20 protein-coding genes and 1 riboswitch are annotated in these 22,226 nt (G+C 46.1%); of the genes, 17 read left to right on the top strand and 3 right to left on the bottom strand.

What is annotated here, in order from left to right:
* The first annotated feature begins 107 nt into the window (after window positions 1-107).
* The 7 genes from ATG71_RS20920 (at window position 108) to ATG71_RS20890 (ending at window position 8,651) form a co-directional block, all read left to right on the top strand.
* Window positions 108-1,712 (top strand): sensor histidine kinase, encoded by a 1,605-nt coding sequence (locus ATG71_RS20920; protein WP_098441311.1) that lies wholly within the window; start codon window positions 108-110, stop codon window positions 1,710-1,712.
* A gap of 2 nt (window positions 1,713-1,714) precedes the next feature.
* Window positions 1,715-2,410, top strand: coding sequence for a response regulator (locus tag ATG71_RS20915; RefSeq protein ID WP_098441310.1), 696 nt, complete (start codon window positions 1,715-1,717; stop codon window positions 2,408-2,410).
* A gap of 252 nt (window positions 2,411-2,662) precedes the next feature.
* Window positions 2,663-3,640, top strand: coding sequence for a tripartite tricarboxylate transporter substrate binding protein (locus ATG71_RS20910; protein WP_098441309.1), 978 nt, complete (start codon window positions 2,663-2,665; stop codon window positions 3,638-3,640).
* Between the two features lie 69 nt (window positions 3,641-3,709).
* Complete coding sequence (locus ATG71_RS20905; protein WP_098441308.1) at window positions 3,710-4,156, top strand: tripartite tricarboxylate transporter TctB family protein; 447 nt, start codon at window positions 3,710-3,712, stop codon at window positions 4,154-4,156.
* Between the two features lie 12 nt (window positions 4,157-4,168).
* Complete coding sequence (locus ATG71_RS20900) at window positions 4,169-5,683, top strand: tripartite tricarboxylate transporter permease (RefSeq protein WP_179886595.1); 1,515 nt, start codon at window positions 4,169-4,171, stop codon at window positions 5,681-5,683.
* Window positions 5,684-5,698: 15 nt separating this feature from the next.
* Window positions 5,699-7,213: an FAD-dependent tricarballylate dehydrogenase TcuA gene (gene tcuA, locus ATG71_RS20895; RefSeq protein WP_098441307.1), complete on the top strand. Its 1,515-nt coding sequence runs from the start codon at window positions 5,699-5,701 to the stop codon at window positions 7,211-7,213.
* Window positions 7,214-7,289: 76 nt separating this feature from the next.
* Complete coding sequence (locus tag ATG71_RS20890; RefSeq protein ID WP_098441306.1) at window positions 7,290-8,651, top strand: SLC13 family permease; 1,362 nt, start codon at window positions 7,290-7,292, stop codon at window positions 8,649-8,651.
* A 56-nt stretch (window positions 8,652-8,707) separates the two neighbouring features.
* On the opposite strand, the gene ATG71_RS20885 is transcribed toward ATG71_RS20890, so the two are convergent.
* Window positions 8,708-9,190, bottom strand: a complete 483-nt coding sequence (locus tag ATG71_RS20885) for an acyl-CoA thioesterase (RefSeq protein WP_098441927.1) — start codon at window positions 9,188-9,190, stop codon at window positions 8,708-8,710.
* A gap of 148 nt (window positions 9,191-9,338) precedes the next feature.
* Window positions 9,339-9,530: riboswitch (cobalamin riboswitch) on the bottom strand.
* 130 nt (window positions 9,531-9,660) lie between these two features.
* On the opposite strand from ATG71_RS20885, the gene ATG71_RS20880 reads away from it, so the two are divergent.
* The 10 genes from ATG71_RS20880 (at window position 9,661) to ATG71_RS20840 (ending at window position 20,067) form a co-directional block, all read left to right on the top strand.
* Window positions 9,661-10,593, top strand: coding sequence for an AraC family transcriptional regulator (locus ATG71_RS20880; RefSeq protein ID WP_098441926.1), 933 nt, complete (start codon window positions 9,661-9,663; stop codon window positions 10,591-10,593).
* A gap of 13 nt (window positions 10,594-10,606) precedes the next feature.
* Window positions 10,607-10,975: a DUF1761 domain-containing protein gene (locus tag ATG71_RS20875; protein WP_098441305.1), complete on the top strand. Its 369-nt coding sequence runs from the start codon at window positions 10,607-10,609 to the stop codon at window positions 10,973-10,975.
* 172 nt (window positions 10,976-11,147) lie between these two features.
* Window positions 11,148-12,662 (top strand): flotillin family protein, encoded by a 1,515-nt coding sequence (locus ATG71_RS20870; RefSeq protein ID WP_098441304.1) that lies wholly within the window; start codon window positions 11,148-11,150, stop codon window positions 12,660-12,662.
* A 212-nt stretch (window positions 12,663-12,874) separates the two neighbouring features.
* A complete protein-coding gene (locus tag ATG71_RS20865) occupies window positions 12,875-13,345 on the top strand; it encodes a DinB family protein (protein WP_098441303.1) in 471 nt (156 codons plus the stop codon).
* A 234-nt stretch (window positions 13,346-13,579) separates the two neighbouring features.
* Window positions 13,580-13,741 carry a class F sortase gene (locus ATG71_RS23175; RefSeq protein ID WP_142953504.1) on the top strand — a complete coding sequence of 54 codons (162 nt, stop codon included), beginning with the start codon at window positions 13,580-13,582 and terminating at the stop codon, window positions 13,739-13,741.
* 128 nt (window positions 13,742-13,869) lie between these two features.
* A complete protein-coding gene (locus ATG71_RS20860; RefSeq protein WP_098441302.1) occupies window positions 13,870-15,258 on the top strand; it encodes a bifunctional metallophosphatase/5'-nucleotidase in 1,389 nt (462 codons plus the stop codon).
* 149 nt (window positions 15,259-15,407) lie between these two features.
* Entirely contained in the window at window positions 15,408-16,370 is a 963-nt protein-coding gene (locus ATG71_RS20855) for an alpha/beta hydrolase (protein WP_098441301.1), read from the top strand.
* Window positions 16,371-16,385: 15 nt separating this feature from the next.
* Window positions 16,386-17,480 carry a threonine aldolase family protein gene (locus ATG71_RS20850; protein WP_098441300.1) on the top strand — a complete coding sequence of 365 codons (1,095 nt, stop codon included), beginning with the start codon at window positions 16,386-16,388 and terminating at the stop codon, window positions 17,478-17,480.
* Between the two features lie 212 nt (window positions 17,481-17,692).
* Complete coding sequence (locus ATG71_RS20845) at window positions 17,693-19,090, top strand: FAD-binding oxidoreductase (protein ID WP_098441299.1); 1,398 nt, start codon at window positions 17,693-17,695, stop codon at window positions 19,088-19,090.
* Window positions 19,087-20,067: a bile acid:sodium symporter family protein gene (locus tag ATG71_RS20840; protein ID WP_098441298.1), complete on the top strand. Its 981-nt coding sequence runs from the start codon at window positions 19,087-19,089 to the stop codon at window positions 20,065-20,067. The genes ATG71_RS20845 and ATG71_RS20840 overlap by 4 nt, the downstream gene beginning before the upstream one ends.
* A gap of 123 nt (window positions 20,068-20,190) precedes the next feature.
* On the opposite strand, the gene ATG71_RS20835 is transcribed toward ATG71_RS20840, so the two are convergent.
* Together ATG71_RS20835 and ATG71_RS20830 are read right to left on the bottom strand one after the other, a co-directional pair.
* Window positions 20,191-21,198: a FecCD family ABC transporter permease gene (locus ATG71_RS20835; protein ID WP_098441297.1), complete on the bottom strand. Its 1,008-nt coding sequence runs from the start codon at window positions 21,196-21,198 to the stop codon at window positions 20,191-20,193.
* On the bottom strand, window positions 21,195-22,202 hold the full coding sequence (locus tag ATG71_RS20830; RefSeq protein WP_098441296.1) for a FecCD family ABC transporter permease: 1,008 nt from the start codon (window positions 22,200-22,202) through the stop codon (window positions 21,195-21,197). Before ATG71_RS20830 ends, ATG71_RS20835 begins: the two co-directional genes overlap by 4 nt.
* Window positions 22,203-22,226: the final 24 nt, after the last annotated feature.

Here is a 22,226-nt window from a genome sequence, read left to right as displayed (position 1 = left end):
TTGAGAAGGGTTGCTGTTATAAACTAAGGCTTTTTTAAGTTCCTTATCCTGTAATGAGTATGATATATTAATATAATAGAAAATTCAGTATAATCAGGGGTATTTGGATGAATAGACTTCTTAAGGTGCCGCTTCAGGTCAAAATATTGGGCTTGGTCATTTCGCTGCTGCTGATCGTGATCGGGCTGCTTACATGGATGTTTGCATACCGGGAATCACAGGAAGACGTTTCGCAGGCAGAAGATCTGGCGATGCAAACGGCCAAAACACTTTCTTATATGCCAGTCATTCAGGATTCTTTTAAGAATGAGGAGCCTGTAGAAGATCTAAGTGTGGTCACGGAACAAATCCGCGATCAGGTGGATGCTTCTGCTGTCCTGATTGAAAACAGGGACGGGCAGATATTCAGTTTTGTCGGACAAGCAATCGGGGAGGGGGATCCCGAAGAACGGTATCGTGCTTTGGTATTCGGAAGTAATAATCTGATTCATACCGGGGATGGCGACGAGGAAGTGTTAAAGGGGATTGTCCCGGTCATGATCCGGTATGACAACTACAAAAAAGTCGAAGGCACCGTAACGGTGGAGTTTGATATGAAAACCATTCGGGATAAGATTGCCTATGAAATCCGCACCATGCTTGCTCTTTCCGGGGGAGTCCTGATCCTCGGGGTATTCGGCAGTCTGTTTTTGGCCAGGAGTATCAGAAGGGATACCCTCGGTCTGGAACCGTATCAGATCAGTGCGCTCTTCAGGGAAAGAAATGCGGTTCTGCAATCTGTGAAGGAAGGGATTTTAGCCATCGACACACAAGGTGTGATTACGATGATGAACCAATCTGCCCATGAGTTACTTGATATTCAGCAAAACGTTGAGGGTGAATTCGTGACAGAAGTCATTTCTTCTCATAAGATGTCCGAAATGCTGGCTTCTTCTTTACATATTTCCAACATCGAACTTCAATATAAAGAAAAGACGATGATCGTAAATGCCCAGCCTATCATCGAAAATAATCAGAAGGCAGGAACTGTGTTCAGCTTCAGGGACAGGACAGAAATTAAACAAATGGTGGATGCCCTTTCGGACGTTCAGCAATACTCGCAGGACTTACGGGCACAGACGCACGAATTCAAAAACAACCTGCATGTACTTCTCGGGTTGCTTCAGCTGCAAAAATATGAAGAAGCCATCACATTCCTCAAGGAGGAATCGGATCTGCAGGAGTATCATTCGACCATATTCTTTCAGAGTATCCTGGATGAGAAAGTTCAGGCCATTCTATTAGGAAAAATTGCAAAAGCATCAGAAAAGAAAATAGATTTCCAAATCGACGGTGAAAGTTCGCTTTCCCCGCTTCCTGTATTCATCGGTCTTTCACCCCTTATCGTTATATTGGGTAATCTGATTGATAATGCATTCGAAGCGGTGATGGACAATAACCAAAAGATCAAGGTCGTTTCTTTTTTCGTTACCGATATTGGCAACGATGTCATCTTTGAAATTGCAGATAACGGAAGAGGGATATCTGAAGAAGAAGAGGGTCGTATTCTTCAGAAAGGAGTCTCATCCAAGGGCGACCACCGGGGGTATGGACTTACAAACGTCCAGGAAGAACTATCCCTGCTCGGGGGTACGATTGAATGGGATTCCAAAAAGGATAAAGGGACGGTTTTCACTGTCATCCTGCCGAAATCACACACAAAAGGGGAATAGGTATGATTAAAGTTGTCATTGCCGAAGATGATTTTCGCATTGCACAGATACATGAAGAATTTCTTGCGAAGAATGAGCAGCTGACATTAGTCGGTAAAGCGATGAATGCTAAGGAAACATTGACCATTCTCGATAAACAATATGTTGATTTGCTTTTACTTGATGTATATATGCCTGATCAGCTTGGTACTGAATTACTGCATAAAATACGCTCTGATTATCCTTCCGTTGATATCATCATGATCACGGCTGCAAAAGATAAGGTTTTTTTAGAAAAGGCACTCCGGTATGGTGTAGAACATTATTTGATCAAACCGGTGACACTGGAGAAATTCCAAGAAGCAATCACGTCCTATCTTCAGAAAAAAGCGGCGCTTAATTCTGCGGAAGAGGTCAATCAACAGATGCTGGATCAATTCTTTGTGAAAGAAAAAAAGAAAGCCCCCGAAAAAAGATACGATCTTCCGCCGGGCATCGATTATTTGACTCTTCATAAAGTGACAGCAATCTTGCAAGAGGAGAAAGAAGGCATCACGTCGGAAAGAGTCGGCGAAAAGATGGGGGCATCCCGGACAACCGCACGGAGATATCTCGAATATCTGGTCGGGGTAAGAGATGCTACGGTGGAGCATGTATATGGGATCGTCGGACGTCCGGAAAGGAGATACCGGATGGGAAGTGAGAATGCAGTGAAATAGATTCCGGGACTATCGTGTCTGCCGCATGGATTAAAGTGATCACTTTAATCCATTGCGGCAGACTTCTTTATTTAAAATGGAAAGAAACCAGTGAACAAAATGAACAAAATCCCCATAAATTTTTTAAAAGATAATATTTTGGAAACGTTTACATAGACTCGTTTGCCGACTAGGATTAACTTAACGTATTTCACCTTTTTGACAGAGGATGTTTTCGGTGAGTACAAACAAGATAAAAGGGGTGCAGAAATAATGAAAAAGTTTGGCTTTGTACTGATCATTTGTGTAATGGCTTTGATGACTGCCTGTTCGAGCTCTGCTTCGGGTGACAAGGAATTTCCGTCAAAGAATATTGAAATCATCGCACCGGCTTCTCCGGGTGGAGGCTGGGATTTAACGGCACGTTCTGTCCAGAAGGTGTTACGTGACAACGACATCGTTGATAAAAACATCAATGTCATCAACAAACCGGGCGGAGGCGGAGAAGCGGGATGGAAATATCTAGAGAAGAAGGATGCGCACCATCTTGCAATCAATTCAAGTCTGGTACTGACAAATAAACTATTGGGACAAAGCGATCTATCACATGAACAATTCACGCCGATTGCCACTTTGGCAACTGAATGGCAGGCCCTCGCAGTTCCTGTGGATTCAAAGTATGAAACGGCAACTGAACTGTTGGACCAGATGAAGAAAGATCCAAAATCCATCAAAATCGGAGTCGGGCCTGGACTCGGCAATGATGACCACCTGTCGATTGTACAGGCAGCAAGCGAGAAGGGGATCGATCCTACTAAACTCGACTTTCTTGTCTATGAAGGCGGCGGCGACGTTGTGACGGCGCTGCTCGGCGGACATGTAGATGCAGTGACGACCTCCCTTTCAGAAGTGAAAGAGCAGCACTTGGCAGGGAAGCTGAAGATCCTTGCGGTATCTTCTGAAGAAAGGCTTGAAGGGCTGGATGACGTTCCAACCTGGACGGAAGAAGGGGTGGACATGGTGTTCCCTCACTGGAGAGGCATCATGGGACCTGGCGATATGACCGAAGAAGAAATCGCCTATTGGGATGAAAAAATCGGAGAAATGGTCAAAACGGACGAATGGAAGAAAATGCTTGAAAACAACGACTGGGATGATTTTTACAAAGACAGTAAAGAATCGAAAGAATTCATGAAAGAGCAGGAAAAATTATATTCGGATCTTGTTGAAAGCTCCGGGTTGAAAAATTAATCTGACGGACGGGTGGGGGACTGATGAGAGTCTCCCGCCGGTCCCCTGTCATAGAGGAGGTTGAAATGCATGAGAGCAATCAAACTCGGGATGCCCATTTTTTTAATTCTATTAAGCTTCTTTTTTTTAATAGCATCCATCAATTTGCCAAAGGCCAATCTCGGGAACCCAAACGGGCCGCTCTATTTTCCGGTCGGATTAAGTGTATTCATGCTGGTATTCAGCGTGGTTTACTTATTTCAGGAGTGGAAGAGCCGTCATGTTCATAATGAAGATATCAAGCTTCTGCTGAAAGGGAGAACACCGAAATTGATTGCCCTGACTGTTTTATACGGGGCTGTTTATGCGTTTATATTTGAACGGGTCGGGTTCTTATTTTCTACTATTTTATTTTTGGGTGCTTTGTTATTTACGGTCAACAGGAAGAAATATGTTGTGAATGTGATAGTGGCAATCAGCTTTTCTTTTCTATCATGGTATGCATTCAGCGTTTTATTAGGAGTCAGTCTTCCATAGGAGGTGCACTAGATGGATTTTAGCAATTTTATGCAGGGGTTAACAACTGCGTTGGAACCAATAAATATTATGTGGGTTGTCATTGGAGGATTTCTCGGGACGATCGTCGGTATGCTCCCCGGGCTCGGGCCGGCAACTGCCGTGGCTGTCTTGATCCCGATTACATTCGGCATGGAGCCCGTCAGTGCCATCATCCTGATGGCTGCCATTTATTATGGGGCGATGTACGGGGGATCGAGGAGTTCGATTCTATTAAATACACCAGGTGACGGTTCAGCCATTGCTGCCACATTCGATGGCTATCCGATGGCTCAGAAAGGCCAGGCAGGACAGGCCATGGCTATATCGGCAGTCGCCTCTTTCATCGGAGGAATGATGGCTGTCATCGGATTTATCTTCCTTGCCGAGCCGCTTGCAAGCTTTGCCTTGAAATTCGGTCCTGCTGAATACTTTTTATTGATGCTGCTGACTCTTTCCGCCATTGTTGCTTTATCGGTAGGGAAAATGGTAAAGGGCTTCATCGCGATGTTCCTTGGGTTGATGCTCAGTACGGTGGGCATTGATACTCAGAGCGGAGTCTATCGTTTCACTTTCGGAAGTTCACATTTAAGTGAAGGGATCGATTTCCTGATCGTGATCATCGGTGTATATGCAGTCGGGGAAGTCCTTTACAATTATTTGACGATCGATCAGGTGAAAAAAGAGAAAAAGAAAGTCGGGAAGATCTGGTTTACGAAAAAGCAGTGGAAACGGTCATTATGGCCGATTCTCAGAAGCGGGCCGCTTGGATTCGTGGTGGGTGTCCTTCCGGGAGCCGGGGGATCGATCGCATCCATGATCAGTTATTCGACAGAGAAGCAAATTTCCAAAAAACCTGAAGAATTCGGGAAAGGTGCAGTAGAAGGGCTTGCAGCACCTGAATCTGCCAATAATGCAGCTTCAGTAGGGGCTATGATTCCGCTATTGACGATGGGGATCCCGGGATCGGGTACAACCGCTGTCATGCTAGGAGCTCTCGTCATGCTTGGCATGAAGCCTGGACCGCTTTTGTTCGAAAATGATCCCAATACCGTCTGGACACTGATCAATAGTATGTTCATCGGGAATATTGCACTTGTCATCATCAATATCCTGCTGGTCGGCTTGTTGGTAAAGATTCTTGATACTCCGGCGAAAGTATTATATCCGGTGATCGTGATCCTGGCATTTATCGGAACTTACACACTCAGTTACAGTGCAGTGGATTTCTTCCTGCTATTGATTTTCGGAATATTCGGGTTATTCCTCAAGGTCATGGATTTTCCGATTGCCCCGCTTGTTCTGGCATTGATCGTCGGAGCGGATATGGAGCAGAACTTCAGGATGGCCGTGCTTTCGTCAAATGGCAACCTCGGTATATTCTTTGATACGCCGATTGCCATCGCATTGGGTGCATTGACTCTTTTATCACTATTTTATCCATTGCTGATCAAAGCGTTTAAAAAGAAAGGGAAGAATCCTATCGACCCTATCTCAAAAGACATGTAATAAGGAGGAGTATCGATGTCAAAAAAGAACTCATACGACGTAGTTGTCGTTGGAGCGGGGAATGCAGCCTTATGTGCGGCCATTTCAGCCCGTGAAGAAGGTGCGGAAGTACTGGTCCTGGAAAAAGGTCCTGAACATAAAAGAGGCGGAAATTCATTTTTCACCGATGGAGCGATTCGGGTGGCCTATCATGATCTCACAGATATTCGGAAGGTCGTGACGGATCTCTCTGAGGAAGAAGCGGATACAATCGTCATGCCCGACTACAATGAGGAAGATTATTATGATGATATCATGCGCGTAACAGAAGGGGAGAGTCTGCCGGAGCTTGCCAGACAACTGGTGGACCGCTCGTTTGAAACGCTCGTGTGGATGAAGGGGCACGGAGTGAAATTCGAACTCAATTATGATAATCAATCTTATGAAAAGGAAGGCAAGCGGCATTTCTGGGGAGGTCTTCCGATCAAGACGGAAAACAAAGGCATCGGGTTGATGAAGCAGCTTTTTTCCCGTGCAGGGGAAATGGGTATCGATATTTGGTATGAGGCTGCTGCAGTGGAGCTTGTAAAAGAAGGCGGAAAGATAAGCGGTGTGGTTGTACAGAAGGATGAGGAGAGGATCAACGTTGAATCCACAGGTGTCATTCTTGCCTGCGGCAGTTTTGAAGCAGACAAAAAGCTTCGGAAACAACAAATCGGGGAAGAATGGGAAGCGGCAATCGTACGCGGAACCGAATATAACACAGGGGACGGGATTACAATGGCGGTTGCGGCAGGAGCGGAGAAGTTTGGTGAATACTCCGGCTGTCATTCAATCGGCACAGATTATCATGCACCGAAAGTCGGTGACTTTAAAAAACCCGGTGACATCTTCAAGAAACATTCCTATCCCCTCAGCATCATGCTGAATAAAGATGGAAAACGATTTGTAGACGAAGGTGCGGATTTCCGGAATTATACGTACGCAAAGTACGGGAGGGAAATCCTGAAACAACCTGATCATGTCGCCTATCAGGTTTACGACTCTCAAGTTCGTCCACTGCTCAGGAAGGAATATGATCTTGAGGAAGCGACCTGTTACAACGGTGAAACCCTGGAGGAGCTTGTTAATCAGCTTTCCGTTAACAAGAAGCAATTCCTGCAGACGATTGAGGAATATAATGCAGCCGTTCAAGACGGGGAATACAATCCTACGGAAAAAGACGGCAAGAAAACAGCAGGGCTTACACCAGAAAAGACGAACTGGGCATTGAGGATCGCAAAGGGGCCATTCTATGCATTCCCGGTTACGTGCGGCATTACGTTTTCATTTGGGGGACTCCGGGTCAATCCTTCAGGTGAGGTGTTAAAAAAAGATGATCAACCACTATCCGGCCTGTTCGCTGCTGGAGAAATGGTCGGCGGTATTTTTTATCACAATTATCCTGGAGGATCGGGATTGATGTCCGGGGCTGTATATGGGAAAACAGCCGGTTCTTCAGCTGCCCGGTATGCCCTTGGCAATAAACAGGACTCAACGATCATTCACTGACAGTTATTGATGAAAAGGAAAAGTCACCCCATCGCCGGTGGCTTTTTCCTTTGATTGAAAGATGGGAGTAATCGTCATGAGAAAACAACTGTTACTGGTTATCACGTTTCTATTATATGCCTTATTCTTTCTCCCATTTTTTGAATGGGATGAAACATGGAAGGCTATCGCTGCACTCATCATCATACAAATCCTGTGGATCGGCAAAGTATTTCCTCTTGCGTTCAGTTCGCTGCTGCTTATATTGCTGATATCGTTTCATTTTTTCAGTTATGAACAGACTTTGAGATATTTTAGTTCGGGTATTGTTTGGCTCTTGTTTTCCACATTCATTATCTCAACTGCATTCATCAAAACCGGTCTGGCAAGCAGGGTATCGCTCTATATGTTAAAGCTGTCTGGAGGGTCTGGGAAAGCGTTGATTTTCATTTCGTTTCTGCTCATGACTGTCCTGTCTGTCCTGATACCGTCGAATGTAGGGAAGGGCAGCCTGTTATCATCGGTACTCGACAGCCTGATGAAAAGTCTGCGAAAAATAGCGGATGTCCATTATCTGGGCAAGTCGCTGTTTATAGGGGTTGCCTATCTGGCTGCCATTTCAGGGTCATTTGTCGCGACTGGGGCCAGTTCCACTATCTACGCTTTCGGGATCCTGAGCGATGTTTCAAGCGATCTGAATTATATAAGATGGTTCCTTATTTTTGGAATACCGGTGCTGCTTTTTATCGTGATATTGTGGGGAATATTCTTAATGATCTTTCCCCCTGAGAAGATTGAACGAAAGCTGTTATTGGCATTGATCGAAGAAAGAATCGGTGAGCTTGGGCCGGTCGGCATCAATGAAAAGAAAATCATGTGTATCATCGGAGGAACGTTGATCCTGTGGATTGCACAGCCTCTGCATGGATATTCCATTCCTCAGGTTGGCCTTCTGGGCGCATGTATGACCGTCATTCCTTTTGCGGGAGTATGGAAGTGGGAAGAAGCGCGGGAATCCATTGATTGGGATCTGATGCTCTTTTTTGCCTCTACTCTGATGGTATCAGGGATGCTGGTCGAGACAGGGACGATTGAATGGATGGCAGAAGGGTTGAATTCTATACTTACTGGCCGCCCATCCTGGGTGATCATCCTGCTCCTCATCTTATGTACGAGTATTATTCGGATCGTATTCGTCAATATCCTGGGGTTTTTGACCATCATGCTCCCTCTCAGCATCACGATTGGGCACACAATCCCGGGTTTATCACCCATGCAAATTGCCATGCCGGTATTCCTGGCATGCGTCCCGGGCTTTTTTCTCGTCACCCAGTCCCCGGTTCATCTGATCAGCTACTCGTACGGTTATTTTACCGACAAGGACTTAATGCGGGCAGGAATTTGGTCATCCGCAGCATGGATCGCCGTCATCATCTGCTCGGTTTTCTTTTACTGGTAAGACAATATTTATTGTGAATAAAGGGTATGAACAGCGTGCTGTTCATACCTATAAACTTATTTTATCAATGCCCGGTTTTTACGATGTTCCTTCCTCAGAACAGCTGATTTGAACAATCGCTTCTCCTCTTCTGTTTCCGGTATCACTTTCGGCACCGGTTTCGGCTTACCGTTTTCATCCACCGCAACCATGGTAAGGAATGATTCCGTCGTCAAGGTTTTGATACCTGTCAATAGATTCGAAGAGAAAACTTTTACATACACCTCCATCGAAGTCCTTCCCGTGGAAGTTACAATCGCCTCTAGGCTGAGTGCGTCCCCGACAGTTGCGGATGACAGGAAATCGACCGAATCGATCGAAGCCGTGACCACCACAGAACTCGAATGCTTCATGGCTGACAGTGCAGCGATTTCATCGATAAATGCCAATACCTTTCCCCCGAAGATTGTCTGCATATGATTGGTATCCGGTGGTAGTACCAATCTGGTTTGGACGGTTCGTGAACGCTCAATAGAATAAACTTGTTCCAATCTATTCATCTCCCTGATTGTATAATGGCGAAACAAAAAAAAGCATCTTCCTTTGTGAAAAGAAGATGCAGCTACTCCAAACGAGCGTCCAGGATCTCTTGGTTCCCTGTATGACGTTTCATATGCGCAACACCCTCCTATCTCCCGTAGGAACTTATGTGTTCTTCTCAGCTTGGCAGGTCTCCTGGCTTAAGCGTCTCCAATTTCATACTCCTTCCCATTCCGACGTGAAACAGTGGATACATATGAAATCTCAGCTTTACAGTGGCGGGACCGCGTTGGATTTTCACCAACTTCCCTTTTAAGAAAATGACCCGAAATCATTTTCACCAATGAGCAATGATTAAATTGTGAACGGTATTATTTTATCATAGACTTCCTTTGGATGAGGCTATTTATGATAAAATGGGAGATCCACCCATCTTATTCAACATGAAGGTATGGTAGTGTTTTTTTATAAAGATAAGAGAGGAATTGACATGACCTACAGTGACCAGCAAAAACGGATTAATAAAGTTATTGATTACATAGATCAACATTTAACAGAAGATTTATCGTTAGAACAACTTGCCAAAGTATCTACCTATTCGCCCTATCATTTTCAACGATTGTTTAAAGGGTTCATCGGTGAAACCCCTGCCGGATATGTGAAACGGATCCGGCTTGAGAACGCGGCACATATGCTGATATATGATCCTGAAATCCCTGTTACAGAAGTTGCCATGATAAATGGATTCGCTTCGTTATCTTATTTCACCTATTCGTTTAATTCGTATTTCCACAGTAATCCGAAAAGTTGGAGGGAGGGTGCATATTTAGAGCGATTTCCACGGGAATATATGAATAGCAAGAAATCTAAAACATTCAGCACAAATCCGAAAGCATTCCAAATGAGAGAATCCTATAATGGATTTAAATGGCTGGATCTTTCTGAAGTGAAGGTTGCCGAGTTACCTGAGTGTACCACCATCAATCGATATCATACAGGTTCCTATAAAGAGGGAATCCCTGGGGCGTGGCGAGACCTCTATCATTGGGGAAATGCAAGAAATCTGATGAAGGGAAGTCCATTACTATTCGGAGTTCCAAAGAGTAATCCCTACATTACCCCAGCAGATAAAAACAGGTACGAATGCCGCCTGGCAGTTAAGGATCTAAGCATATCGGGCGAAGACCTCAATCATTTTTCGGGAGGCAAGCATGTAATATATGAGTTTCCAGGCCCTGTCGACTATGAGGACAGGGGCATGCTGATTGAATGTTACTCAGAACTGTATAGCTACTGGCTGCCACAAAGCGGCTTTAGATATCTGGGGAACCCGGTGGAGCTTGTTGAGGTAACGGGTGTACAAGGATCGCTTGATATTAAATGCCGAATAAAAGCGATCGCTCTGGCCATTGAACCGAATTAATGGAGGAATAGGGATGACAGTTGATTTGAATTTGCCCGCATTTATGGTGGGGGCCGTGTTGTATATGATATACGGGGGGATTTATTATTCGATACTGCTTGGAAAGAAAGATCAGGATGGAGCTGGACCGGTGAAATATGTAGTTGCTGTCTCAGTGGCGTTCATCAGTTCAGCCCTGGTGGGAGTTCTTGTTCAAGCGACGAATTCCGGCGGTTTGACTTCAGGGGCATTGATTGGTGGACTTATTGGTATTCTCATCTCCATCGTCTTTATGAAAAATGCACTATTTGGACTCATCTCAAAACGGATGTTCCTGATTGCCATCGGCGACCATCTCATCGTTTTCACTTTGCTTGGTGCATTGCACGGTTTGTTTCTATAGTATGAAAGCTTGAACTTCTAGAGGTTCAGGCTTTTTTTATATAAAAATAGGAGATTCGCCTAATTTATTGAAACTTTTTCGATCTCAGATCCGTATATAGTAGTGTAGCAGGCACTTTTATGTAAATTAAATCAGATACCTGATTTAAAAATTGTTGAGAGGGGTTGTCAGAATGCTAGGATCATTGAGTGTGATTGGATTTTTCGTTTTCCTGATTCCTGTTCTGGTTATTGCAGCAATTGTGGGGATCGCATATTATTTCTGGATGAGGTTCCGCTATCGTACAGCGAAATCCAACCAGGCATTGATCATTACCGGACCGAAACTGGGGGATCCTGAGAAGGAATCGAATATTTTCACCGACCAGGAAGGCCGTTCCATGAAAATCATCCGTGGTGGGGGATACAGATTAAGACGTTTCCAGACGTCCACTCCTGTTAACCTTACATCATTCCAATTGAAACTATCGACACCAAGAGTGTACACAAACGGAGGAGTTCCGATAGTGGCCGATGCCGTTGCGATGGTGAAGGTTGCCGATACCTTGAACGGGATCGCAAACTACGCCGAGCAGTTCCTCGGCAAGGATCAAAAAGAAATTGAAGATGAAATCATCGAGGTGCTGGGAAGTAACCTCCGCGCGATTCTCTCAAAAATGACCGTGGAAGACATAAACAGCAACCGCGAAAAATTCAATGCCGATGTGTCGGAAATCGCCCAGAAACAGCTTGATCTGATGGGCTTTAAAATTACGTCACTCGGTTTGACGGACATCCGGGATGCTGACGAGCAAAATGGATACTTAGAAAATCTTGGCCGACCGCGTATCGCTGAGGTGCGGAAACAAGCTGAAATCGCTGAAGCGAACACAGAACGTGAAACACGTATTCACCGTGCCCAAACCGACCAGGAAGCGAAAGAAGAAGAATACAAACGCCAAATCACGATTGCAGAATCGAAAAAGGAAAAAGACATCAAAGATGCTGCCTTCAAAGAAGAAACCGAACGTGCAAGAGCGAAGTCCGAACAGTCCTATGAGCTTGAAAAAGCGAAACTTGCCAAGGAAGTAAAAGAAGAAGAGCTGACCCTTCAATTCCTTGAACGGGAGCGTGCAGTTAAACTTGAAGCGGAAGAATCCAAGGTCCGTAAAACAAAAGCCGATGCAGATTATTACGAAACGACCCGTAAAGCAGAAGCGGAAGCACGTAAGTCTGAAATCGACGGGGAAGCAAAAGCGAAGATCCGCAGGGAAGAAGGGTCTGCCGAAGCCGATGTCATCCGTGAACGCGGTAAAGCAGAAGCTGAATCCCGTAAACTGCTGGCTGAAGCCATGGAAAAACATGGAGATGTCATTATCACAGAGAAACTCATCGAAATGCTGCCGGTGTTCGCTGAGAAAATCGCTCAGCCTCTCAATAATATCGATTCGGTCAAGATCATCGATTCCGGTAACGGCCAAGGGGTTCCTTCCTTTGGTAAAAGCATCACAAGAACGATGCTCGACATGCAGGAGCCACTGCGTGAAATGACAGGCATCGATGTGGGGGAATTACTGAAGTCGTATGCAAACAGGACTCAACCGACGCATTACCAGCCTGCTATTTCCGAGTCAGGAGACAAGGAAGCAGCAGCTTCGAACGAAGTGGAAGAAAACGAGTTTGAAGAAGCGGGGCAAGGAAGTAAATAAGCAATTACAAAAGGTGTCTGGCACGGAATGAAGATTCTGTGCCAGGCACCTTTTAGCGTTGGAAGTGGATTTCAGCTGTTGAATACTGGGGGAAATTTAACTGTCAAACGATCACTCAAATTCAACAGTCATAACTTTTTTCCAGCGAATGGAATGTGTCAATGGTTATCCCCTTGTATAATGAAAGGTAAAACGTTATGAGGAGAATGAATATGAATGTATTTTGCCGAAGCACCCTGCACCAAATCGAAGTAGCCATAGAGTCGATCATAGACATCATGGCCGGCCTTAAAGAGGAAGACCTAATAAAAAGACCCACTCCTTCCAAGCATTCCCTAGGAGAGCTGCTTTCGCATATTTCTCTCATATGCATGGCGGATGACCTTATCGCCGGGGGAGCCAGCCAAGAAGAAATGGATTCTTTTTATAGGAGTAAATCTATCCATTCACTTGATGAAATAAGAAAAGAACTACGGGAGAATTTTCACAATCTGAAAGAGAGGGTGGCGGGATGGACGGAAGATATGCTGATGGAAGAAACCACGTCCTATTGGGGGGTGACGTATACGAGATTCGAGTGGCTGGTGGAGGTTGCAGCTCATCTTTATCACCACCGTGGGCAGCTTCATAGCATGCTTGTCCATTGTTATGATCAGGATCCCCAGATACCTATGTTTGAGTGAGGAGTCACTAATTTGTACGCGGAAAAGTGAATGTGCTGAGTAGCGCAGTTCAAAGTTGAAATCTTTTTCATCATGCCCCGACCGTTGATGAAGGTCCTGTAGGTGGGGATTCACTGTTTAGTAGGGCTGAATTCAAAGCGATCACAGATTATAAGGAATTAGATTCGGGAAGCTATGATTTAGAGATCAGAACACCTGAAGGAGATCAAGTGTTGGACTTGTCCGGTACCATGCTTGAAAAAAACTGCACCGCTTCGAAAGATTTTTGGCCCGACTGAGAAAAGGATGCTGAATCTGATCACATGCACAGGTTATTTCGATCATGACATTCATAACTACGTTGAACGACTCGTTGCCTATACAGAGCTGGTTGGTGATCAAACGAAAGAATCTTAAGTGTAGAGCTTACCTCCACCCCTTGGAAGATAAGCTCTCTTTTTTTTCCATAAAAAGCCTTTACACCCTCCAGATTTCCTATACTATTAATAGAGAGAGTTTTCTGACAAACATATGTGGAGGTTAAGATGAAACTGAAGATATTACATACAAACGATGTCCACAGCCACTTTGAGGCATTTGGGAGAGCGGCTGCACTGATCAAAGAATATAAAGATGAAAATACGATTGTGCTGGACGGGGGAGATTTTGCCGATTTCAAAAGCATCGAGCTTCAGGGAACTAAGGGGATGGCTGCGATTGAACTGCTTAGAAGTGTCGGCTATGATGCATGGACCATCGGGAACAATGAGATGTTCAACGGCTTCGACACCCTTGAACATATGGCAGGTAATAGTCCGATCCCTTTTATCAGCAATAATCTGTACAGAAAAGACAAGGCGCCTATCAGGGGAGTGAAGTCAAGCGTCATCCTTGAGAAAAACGGCCTGCGAATTTTTATAACGGGTGCTTCCCCTGACCTGCAGGGTTTCAATGACGGTCTCGGGGTACGTATTACGGATTATAAGAATGCCATCAAAGAGGAACTCGTTCGTCACCGTGGAACATATGACGTTTGTATTCTTCTGAATCATGTGGGTACGGAAGCCGACGAGGAACTTGCGAATGAGCTGGATGATGTTGATATTATTCTGTCAGCTCATGATCATCAGCTCTATGCACGGGCAAAGAGTGTGAATGGTACTGTGCTGAACAGTGCAGGATGCTATGGGGAATACGTGGGGCTGATCGAAGTGGATGTAACAAATGAAGGAGTTGAACTGATACGCGGTGAAACGATCTCGACACAGCCCTTTGCACCTGATCAAGAGGTAATCGATATCCTGAAAAGAAATAAAGAAAAAGCGATCGAGGTGTTGAGCAGGCCGCTTTACACACTCGACCGGCCCCTTTGGCATGATGTGATGGAAGAGAATCCGATGGCGAATTTGATTGCCGACGGACTGCAGGACATGCTGAAATGTGATTTCGGATTGATCAATAGTGGTATTGTGAACGCCGGGGCTTTTCAAAATATCAGTCATAAGAAACTCATAGAAATCTGTCCCTCTCCATTGAATCCGACTTCATTCGAAATCCAGGGAAAGCATATCCGGAAGGCGATTGAGGATTCATTGGATGCCCAGGTATGTTTGGCTGATGGAAGAGGTCCGGGCTTCAGGGGGAAATTCGTTGGCAGACTTCATGTGTCGGGGGCAGAAATCATTCATGAAGGACGGCGGATCTCTGAAATCCTCATCGGCAGGAAGCCCTTGGAGGATGAGAAATGGTATTCCGTTGCCTCTTCTGATTATTTACAGCGGGGATCCGGTTATGAATCCCTCGGTCACAGCCGAAATGAAAAATACTTGCCTGAAGAGATCCGTGATGTGATCAGGATGTACGGCGAACGCCACGGGTGCATTGAAAAAGCGCAGATGAACAGGTGGCGGGAAAGCAGTAATGTCATGGCTTAGACTTCAACGGTAACGCTCAGTGAACCTGGGCGTTTTTGATTGAAATGAATGAGGTATGGACCGAACATTTGAGCAAGTCTTTTTTCTGTGAAACTTAGGCAGCCTTCAAGTAAAATAGAGATAACTACTTGTATGAAGGAGAACGTGCCATGAAAAAGAAAATCGTGTGGATTGTCAGCAGTTTGGTGTTGTTTCTACTCATTGGTCTGACTGTCGCCGGCAACTACTTTTATGATGTTGCCATCAACCGCAGCAATGAAGCAGTGGAGCTATACGGCGGGACGGAAGAAGCGGTTGAAGCGGTCAGTGCCCTGGAGGAAGAACAAGAGAGATTGGAAGAGTTGCAAAACTGGACAAGAAAGCGGGATTTTCAAACGGTGGAGGTTGAATCGGAAGATGGGTTGACCCTCAGAGCCCAATACCTAGAGAACGAATCGCCAAATGGGAAGACGGTAATCCTTGCTCATGGCTATAAGGGAAACAGTCAACAAATGCCGGAGATCACCAGATTCTATTATGAAGAAGGATACAATATCCTGAAGCCTGATGCACGGGGGCATGGTAAGAGTGAAGGAGACTATATCGGCTATGGCTGGGACGATCGACTGGATGTGAAAAAGTGGATCGATCTTTTGATCAATGAAAAAGGGCAGGACACCATCTTTCTTCATGGCTTTTCAATGGGGGCCGCCACCGTGCTGATGACGAGTGGTGAAGACCTTCCGGAAGAGGTGAAGGGTATCATTGCGGATAGTGGATATACTTCAGTGGACGAGGAGCTTGCCCATCAGTTGAAATATCTTTATCGTTTACCTGCGTTTCCGATTATGGACATTACGGGTGTGGTGACAAAAGTGAGAGCAGGTTATTCATTCAAGGAAGCATCGGCATTGGAACAGGTGAAGAAGAACCATTTGCCCCTATTCATCATTCACGGCGATAAGGATGAACTGGTTCCGACGGAGATGGCCAATCGCTTGTATGAGGCGGCGAACGGACTGAAAGAATTATGGATCGTACCGGGTGCCGGGCATACAGAAGGGTTTACAGTACAAGAAGAAGAATACAAGAAACGGATCAAGGGGTTCATTGCCGAGGCGATGAAATCATAGAAGGGATGAATCGTGATGGGGGAAAAAACGTTATTTGATGCGTATAAAAATGCTACACATCCTTTACAGGGCCATGGGAAAAGGGACCTTCATGTACTGAAGGAGGCACTTGAGGGGTTCGATGGTGATGTGGATAGTGATATTTATGGATCAGGAAAGATCATAGAAGACTTTCAACAGAAGATGGCGGAGAGCCTTGGGAAAGAACAAGCCGTGTTCTTTCCAAGCGGCACGATGGCCCAGCAGATCGCCCTCCGCATTTGGTGTGATCAAAAAGGGGTACAGAGAGTGGCGTACCATCCTTTATGCCATCTGGAAATTCATGAAGAGGATGGATTGAAGAAATTACACGGGATCGAGCCTGTTTTATTGGCAGATAAGGACTCGGTGATTAGTCTTGAAGATGTTGTCGGTTTGAAAGAAGAGATTGCATGCTTATTATTGGAGCTGCCTCAACGGGAAATAGGAGGGCAGCTGCCTGAGTATGAAACCCTTGTAGCCATTTCTCAATATTGCCGGGATAAGGGGATCAAGCTCCACCTTGACGGGGCGAGACTTTATGAAGTGCTCCCTTATTACGGGAAAACCGCAGCAGAAATATGCGACATGTTTGATAGTGTCTATATTTCATTTTATAAGGGATTCGGAGGAATTGCAGGTGCGATCCTTGCAGGCGACGAGGCATTCACCGACGAATCCAAGGTGTGGAAAAGGCGTCATGGTGGTGATCTGATCAGTCTTTATCCATACATCATCAGTGCTGACTACTATTTCAATCAACGTGTTGATAAGATGGATCAGTATTATGAAGGAGCGAAGGAACTCGCTGCTCATTTCAATGGCTGTGAGGGGATCAGAACCCTGCCTGAAACGCCCGTTTCGAATATGTTTCACGTCTTCTTCCACTACCCTCAAAAGCAGATCGAATCCATTCTGATTGAAGTGTATGAAGAAACGGGGATCGGCCTAACCGGCTACGTGAAAGAAGTAAGCGAAAATGAATGTGCATTTGAAGCAAGCATCGGTGACCAATACAAAACCGCACCCAAAGAAAACCTGGAAAAAATATTCACCCTCTTGAATGAAAAACTAAAACAAGAAAATATTTAGAAAAAGTGGTATCGGAACTCATCCGATACCACTTTTTTTTGAGGGACGGACCTCACCGGAATCCCGTTATGATAAGGATTCCTCTGTAAAATGGTCGCTATTGGAGGTCCGTCCCTCAAATGATATCTCAAAAGAATCCCAATTGACTATTGAAATATTCTGATTATTGGGTATAATTCGATACATTATATATTTTGAAGGAGATAGGGCTTATGAGTGTGAAGGATAGTCGTTTGTTGGATGAATTAAGGGAGGTTGTTGGCAATGGCCAGGTGACGATGAATGAAACGGTTTTGGATCAGCATGGGAAAGATGAGTCCTATCACACCCCAAGCCGGCCGGATGTGGTGGTGTTTCCCCGCAGCAGTGAGGACGTGAGGGCTGTCGTGAAAGTGGCTTCCGATCATCAAATCCCCATCATCCCTTTTGGACTTGGCACCAGTCTTGAAGGGCACGTGATCCCGTATGACAAAGGGATCACGATCGATTTTTCCGAGATGAATAAGATTCTTGAGGTAAGGGAAAAGGATTTCCTTGTAAAGGTTCAACCCGGTGTGACGCGCACCCAGTTGAATAAAGAATTAAAGAAATATGGCCTCTTTTTCTCAGTGGATCCAGGAGCAGATGCGACCCTGGGCGGTATGGCTGCGACGAATGCGAGTGGGACAACTTCGGTTAAATACGGAGTCATGCGTGATCAGGTGCGTGATCTCGAAGTGGTACTCCCTGATGGAGAAGTGATCCACACCGGGAATATGGCACAGAAATCCTCCTCCGGTTATCACTTGAATAGCTTATTCGTAGGGTCTGAAGGGACGCTTGGATGCATCACGGAATTGACCCTCCGCGTATACGGCATCCCTGAACACATCGTGGCAGCACGTGCTTCTTTCAAACATGTGGATGATGCAGTGGAAGCCGTTGTTTCGATCCTGCAGGCGGGAATCCCGATTGCCAGGTGTGAGCTTGTAGATGAGCCTTCCATGATCCAAGTGAACCGGTTCAGTGATACGGACTATAAGGAAAAACCGACTCTGTTCCTTGAGTTTCATGGGAATGAAGCGGGTCTGAATCAAGACGTTGAATTCACGAAAGAAATCGTGGCCGATCATCAGTGTGAAGAGATTGTCTTTGAAGAGGATACGGCAGCAAGGAACAAATTGTGGGAAGCGAGGCATAATCTCGCCTATGCTTATGTGCATGGGCATCCGGGAAGGAAACTCATGGTGACGGATGTCTGCTTACCCATTTCTGAATTATCCGGAGCCGTTCAGTACGCACGGAAGAAGCTTGAAGAATTAGAGCTTATTGGAGGAATCCTTGGGCATGTGGGGGACGGGAATTATCATACCTCACTCATGATTGACCTGGATGATCCGGATGAGGTGAAGAGAGCCGGCATCTATAACGAACGGATTGTGGAATACGCACTTGAACGGAATGGTACGTGCACAGGCGAACACGGCGTAGGGGTAGGGAAGATGAAATATCAAGAACGGGAACACGGGGGAGCCCTGAAGGTCATGGAGAAAATCAAACGGGCACTTGATCCCGATGGACTCTTCAACCCTCATAAACTGGTACATAACAAGAAGGAGGAATCCAAATGAAACTACTTGAAACCATCAGTAATTTGGCAGGGAAATACTTTGCGGTATGGGTCATCCTGGTAGCGGCTGTCGCTTATTTTATTCCCGCTCCCTTTCTATCTTTAGGAGCATATATTACGATTCTATTGGGTGTCGTGATGTTTGGCATGGGGCTCACTTTGAAGCCTGTTGATTTTCAACTGGTACTAAAAAAACCTCTTCCTGTCATCACAGGGGTCCTGGCACAATTCCTTATTATGCCTCTGGGTGCATTTTTAATTGCTTACATACTTGGTCTGCCGGCTGAACTGGCTGCCGGTTTGGTATTATTAGGGTCTGTTCCCGGCGGGACGGCATCCAACGTCATGGTGTATCTCGCGAAGGGGAATCTGGCGTTATCCGTCGCCATGACCTCACTGTCGACGCTTTTGGCGCCCATTGCAACGCCCCTGATCCTTCTGGGTCTAGCTGGTCAGTGGCTGCCCGTCGATCCCGTCGCCATGTTTCTTTCAATCGTGCAGGTAATCATCCTGCCGATCACTTTTGGACTAGTGATACGAAAGCTATTTCCAGGTACCGTGGAAAAGAGCCTAAACGTCATCCCGCTTATTTCAGTTCTGGCGATCATTATCATCGTTTCAGCCGTCGTTTCTGCAAATGTTGAAAATATCGCATCTTCCGGGGCGATCATCTTCACGGCTGTAATCCTTCATAATCTGTTTGGTCTTGGTTTGGGATACGGCACCGGTGTCCTGATGAAGCTTGATGAAGGAACGAGACGTGCGATCTCCATTGAAGTGGGAATGCAGAACTCCGGACTCGGTGTGGCCCTTGCCACTGCCCACTTTGGCCCCTTAGCTGCCCTGCCGAGTGTCATTGCGGCTGTATGGCATAATATTTCGGGTCCGATCCTTGCAACGTTTTGGAGTAAGAAGCCTGTGGAGGTCGAGATGGAGGAGGAATATAGCAGAGGAGCAGTCAGTCCGAATGCGAGATAGATCAATCGAAAAAGGTACCGGATTCTTCCGGTACCTTTTTGTTAGGGACGGACCTTCCATATTGAGTGACAAATGCTGTCATTGTCACATTCTTACGTGGAATTTGAGGTCCGTCCCTCAAATCTACTTCCTCAGTAACAGGTACATAAAGTAGGGAGCGCCGATGAGGGCGATCATGATGCCGGCGGGGATTCCGTCGGGTTGGAGGATGTTCCGGCCGATGGTGTCTGCAAGGAGCAGGAGCCAGCCCCCGAGTAAGATGGCGATGGGGATGAACAGTTGATTGCGCGGTCCGACCATCGCTTTTGCCATATGAGGGGCCATCAAACCGATAAAGGCGATCCCCCCTGTGACGGAAACGGCAGAGGCTGCCAGGGCGACTGCTACGATCAGCATCAGGAACCGCTCACGGTTGATCGAGACGCCTACCCCTACCGAAACGGGTTCGCTTAATCCAAGCAGGTTAAGCATCTGAGATTTATAAAGTGCAAATGGAATAAGGATCACAAGCCAAGGGAGAATCGCCCATATAAACGGCCAGTCGGCACCCCAGATATTCCCCGCCAGCCATTTGGCAATGAAATCCACCTTTGCCCGTTCAGCACTCGAAATCAGAATGACCATGAGCCCCGACAAGGCCATGGAGAATCCAACTCCGACTAAGACGAGGCGGACAGGCTGTATCCCGTTTCTCTTACTATATGAAAATAAGTAAATCAAGCAGGCTGTAAGGAGTGCCCCACAGAAAGCCACAACCGGAAGCAGATAAGCAAATGACCCCGCATCGATTGGGAAAAATAAAAAGAAGATGGCAATGGCAACACCTGCACCTGAATTGATCCCTATGATCCCTGGATCGGCCAGGTCATTCCGGGTCATCCCCTGCAGGATGGAACCGGATAAGGCAAGGGCCATCCCTGCGAGAATCGTGATGATGATCCTCGGTAAACGGATGGAAAAGAGGATGAATTCTTCTTTGAAAGACCCATCACCGAATAGAGTGGGAAGGAGCCTATTATACGATACAGAAGAATAGCCCAGTCCAATGCTGATAAAGGCTGTTGTGACAATAAGCATGAATAATGCAATAAGAAGCCGTCGTTGTTTTCTAATCAAATCAGGATGTATCATGAGAAACCTTTCCCTCCTTTATGTACGATGAACAGGAAGAAAGGGAGTCCCATCATCGCGACGATCGCTGCCACGGGTGTTTCGTATGGAGCATTGATCGTGCGTCCAAGTGTGTCTGCGAGAAGCATGAAGGAAGCTCCAAACAGGGAGGAGATCGGAATGATAAAGCGGTAATCCGTCCCGACAACCGCCCGGACCATATGAGGAATCATCAATCCTATGAACACCATATTCCCGACCAGTGCAACGGCGGCACCAGCAAGCAGGACAATCACGATGAACAGGATACTTTTGACAACCGCAGTGCGCTGTCCCAAGCCTACCGCCACTTCTTCATTCAAGCTCAAAATCGTCAGCTGTCTGGATAAAAGTAAGGATACCACTATACCGATCATGATGAACGGAACAATCACCTGCAGCTGAGACCAGGTAGTACCGATCATTCCACCTGCCGTCCACATGGAGACATCTTTCGATAGCTTGAAATACAAGCCGATCCCTTCTGCAATCGCAAATAAAAAGGCAGATACTGCAGCTCCTGCCAGTACAATCCTAAAGGGGGAAAAACCACCTCTTTTCATAGAGCTGATCCCGAATACCATAATGGCCCCTGCGGCTGAGCCTATGAAGCAGGCAATCATGATCCCTACATAACTGATGGAGGGGAGGAATGCCAGGGCGACTGCTAATGAAGCATTTGCTCCGGCTGTCAGGCCAAGCAAACCGGGATCGGCCAGGGGATTCCGGGTCATCCCCTGCATGATGGCACCCGATACGGCCAGGGCCGCCCCGACCACAATGGCGGCAACTTCCCGGGGGAAACGGATCTCTTGTAGGATATTTATTTTGTCGCCTTCAGCCGAAAACGTCAGGGCATGAAAGACGTCCATCAGAGTTGTCTCTGCCGCTCCATATATAACAGATATGAAAAAGGCTGCTGCAAAAAGGAGGGCTGCACCGACCAATTTAAATATAAATGGAATTCGTTGATTTAAAGTTAGCATCATCCATCATCTTTTCTTTTTAGA

Origin of the sequence: Bacillus sp. es.034 (genome assembly GCF_002563655.1) — a bacterium.
In the GTDB taxonomy this organism is placed as follows: domain Bacteria; phylum Bacillota; class Bacilli; order Bacillales; family Bacillaceae_B; genus Rossellomorea.
The sequence above is the reverse complement of the archived record's forward strand: the minus strand, read 5'-3'. Positions and strand labels throughout refer to the sequence as shown.

Excerpts from the sequence above, each read along its gene's own strand:
- ATG71_RS20870 (WP_098441304.1), top strand. The coding sequence starts at position 11,148 with ATGCTAGGATCATTGAGTGTGATTGGATTTTTCGTTTTCCTGATTCCT.
- ATG71_RS20890 (WP_098441306.1), top strand. The coding sequence starts at position 7,290 with ATGAGAAAACAACTGTTACTGGTTATCACGTTTCTATTATATGCCTTA.
- ATG71_RS20830 (WP_098441296.1), bottom strand. The coding sequence starts at position 22,202 with ATGCTAACTTTAAATCAACGAATTCCATTTATATTTAAATTGGTCGGT.
- ATG71_RS20910 (WP_098441309.1), top strand. The coding sequence starts at position 2,663 with ATGAAAAAGTTTGGCTTTGTACTGATCATTTGTGTAATGGCTTTGATG.
- ATG71_RS20875 (WP_098441305.1), top strand. The coding sequence starts at position 10,607 with ATGACAGTTGATTTGAATTTGCCCGCATTTATGGTGGGGGCCGTGTTG.
- ATG71_RS20880 (WP_098441926.1), top strand. The coding sequence starts at position 9,661 with ATGACCTACAGTGACCAGCAAAAACGGATTAATAAAGTTATTGATTAC.
- ATG71_RS20845 (WP_098441299.1), top strand. The coding sequence starts at position 17,693 with ATGAGTGTGAAGGATAGTCGTTTGTTGGATGAATTAAGGGAGGTTGTT.
- ATG71_RS20840 (WP_098441298.1), top strand. The coding sequence starts at position 19,087 with ATGAAACTACTTGAAACCATCAGTAATTTGGCAGGGAAATACTTTGCG.
- ATG71_RS20855 (WP_098441301.1), top strand. The coding sequence starts at position 15,408 with ATGAAAAAGAAAATCGTGTGGATTGTCAGCAGTTTGGTGTTGTTTCTA.
- ATG71_RS20905 (WP_098441308.1), top strand. The coding sequence starts at position 3,710 with ATGAGAGCAATCAAACTCGGGATGCCCATTTTTTTAATTCTATTAAGC.
- ATG71_RS20920 (WP_098441311.1), top strand. The coding sequence starts at position 108 with ATGAATAGACTTCTTAAGGTGCCGCTTCAGGTCAAAATATTGGGCTTG.
- ATG71_RS20885 (WP_098441927.1), bottom strand. The coding sequence starts at position 9,190 with ATGAATAGATTGGAACAAGTTTATTCTATTGAGCGTTCACGAACCGTC.
- ATG71_RS20835 (WP_098441297.1), bottom strand. The coding sequence starts at position 21,198 with ATGATACATCCTGATTTGATTAGAAAACAACGACGGCTTCTTATTGCA.
- ATG71_RS20865 (WP_098441303.1), top strand. The coding sequence starts at position 12,875 with ATGAATGTATTTTGCCGAAGCACCCTGCACCAAATCGAAGTAGCCATA.
- tcuA (WP_098441307.1), top strand. The coding sequence starts at position 5,699 with ATGTCAAAAAAGAACTCATACGACGTAGTTGTCGTTGGAGCGGGGAAT.
- ATG71_RS20860 (WP_098441302.1), top strand. The coding sequence starts at position 13,870 with ATGAAACTGAAGATATTACATACAAACGATGTCCACAGCCACTTTGAG.
- ATG71_RS20850 (WP_098441300.1), top strand. The coding sequence starts at position 16,386 with ATGGGGGAAAAAACGTTATTTGATGCGTATAAAAATGCTACACATCCT.
- ATG71_RS20900 (WP_179886595.1), top strand. The coding sequence starts at position 4,169 with ATGGATTTTAGCAATTTTATGCAGGGGTTAACAACTGCGTTGGAACCA.
- ATG71_RS20915 (WP_098441310.1), top strand. The coding sequence starts at position 1,715 with ATGATTAAAGTTGTCATTGCCGAAGATGATTTTCGCATTGCACAGATA.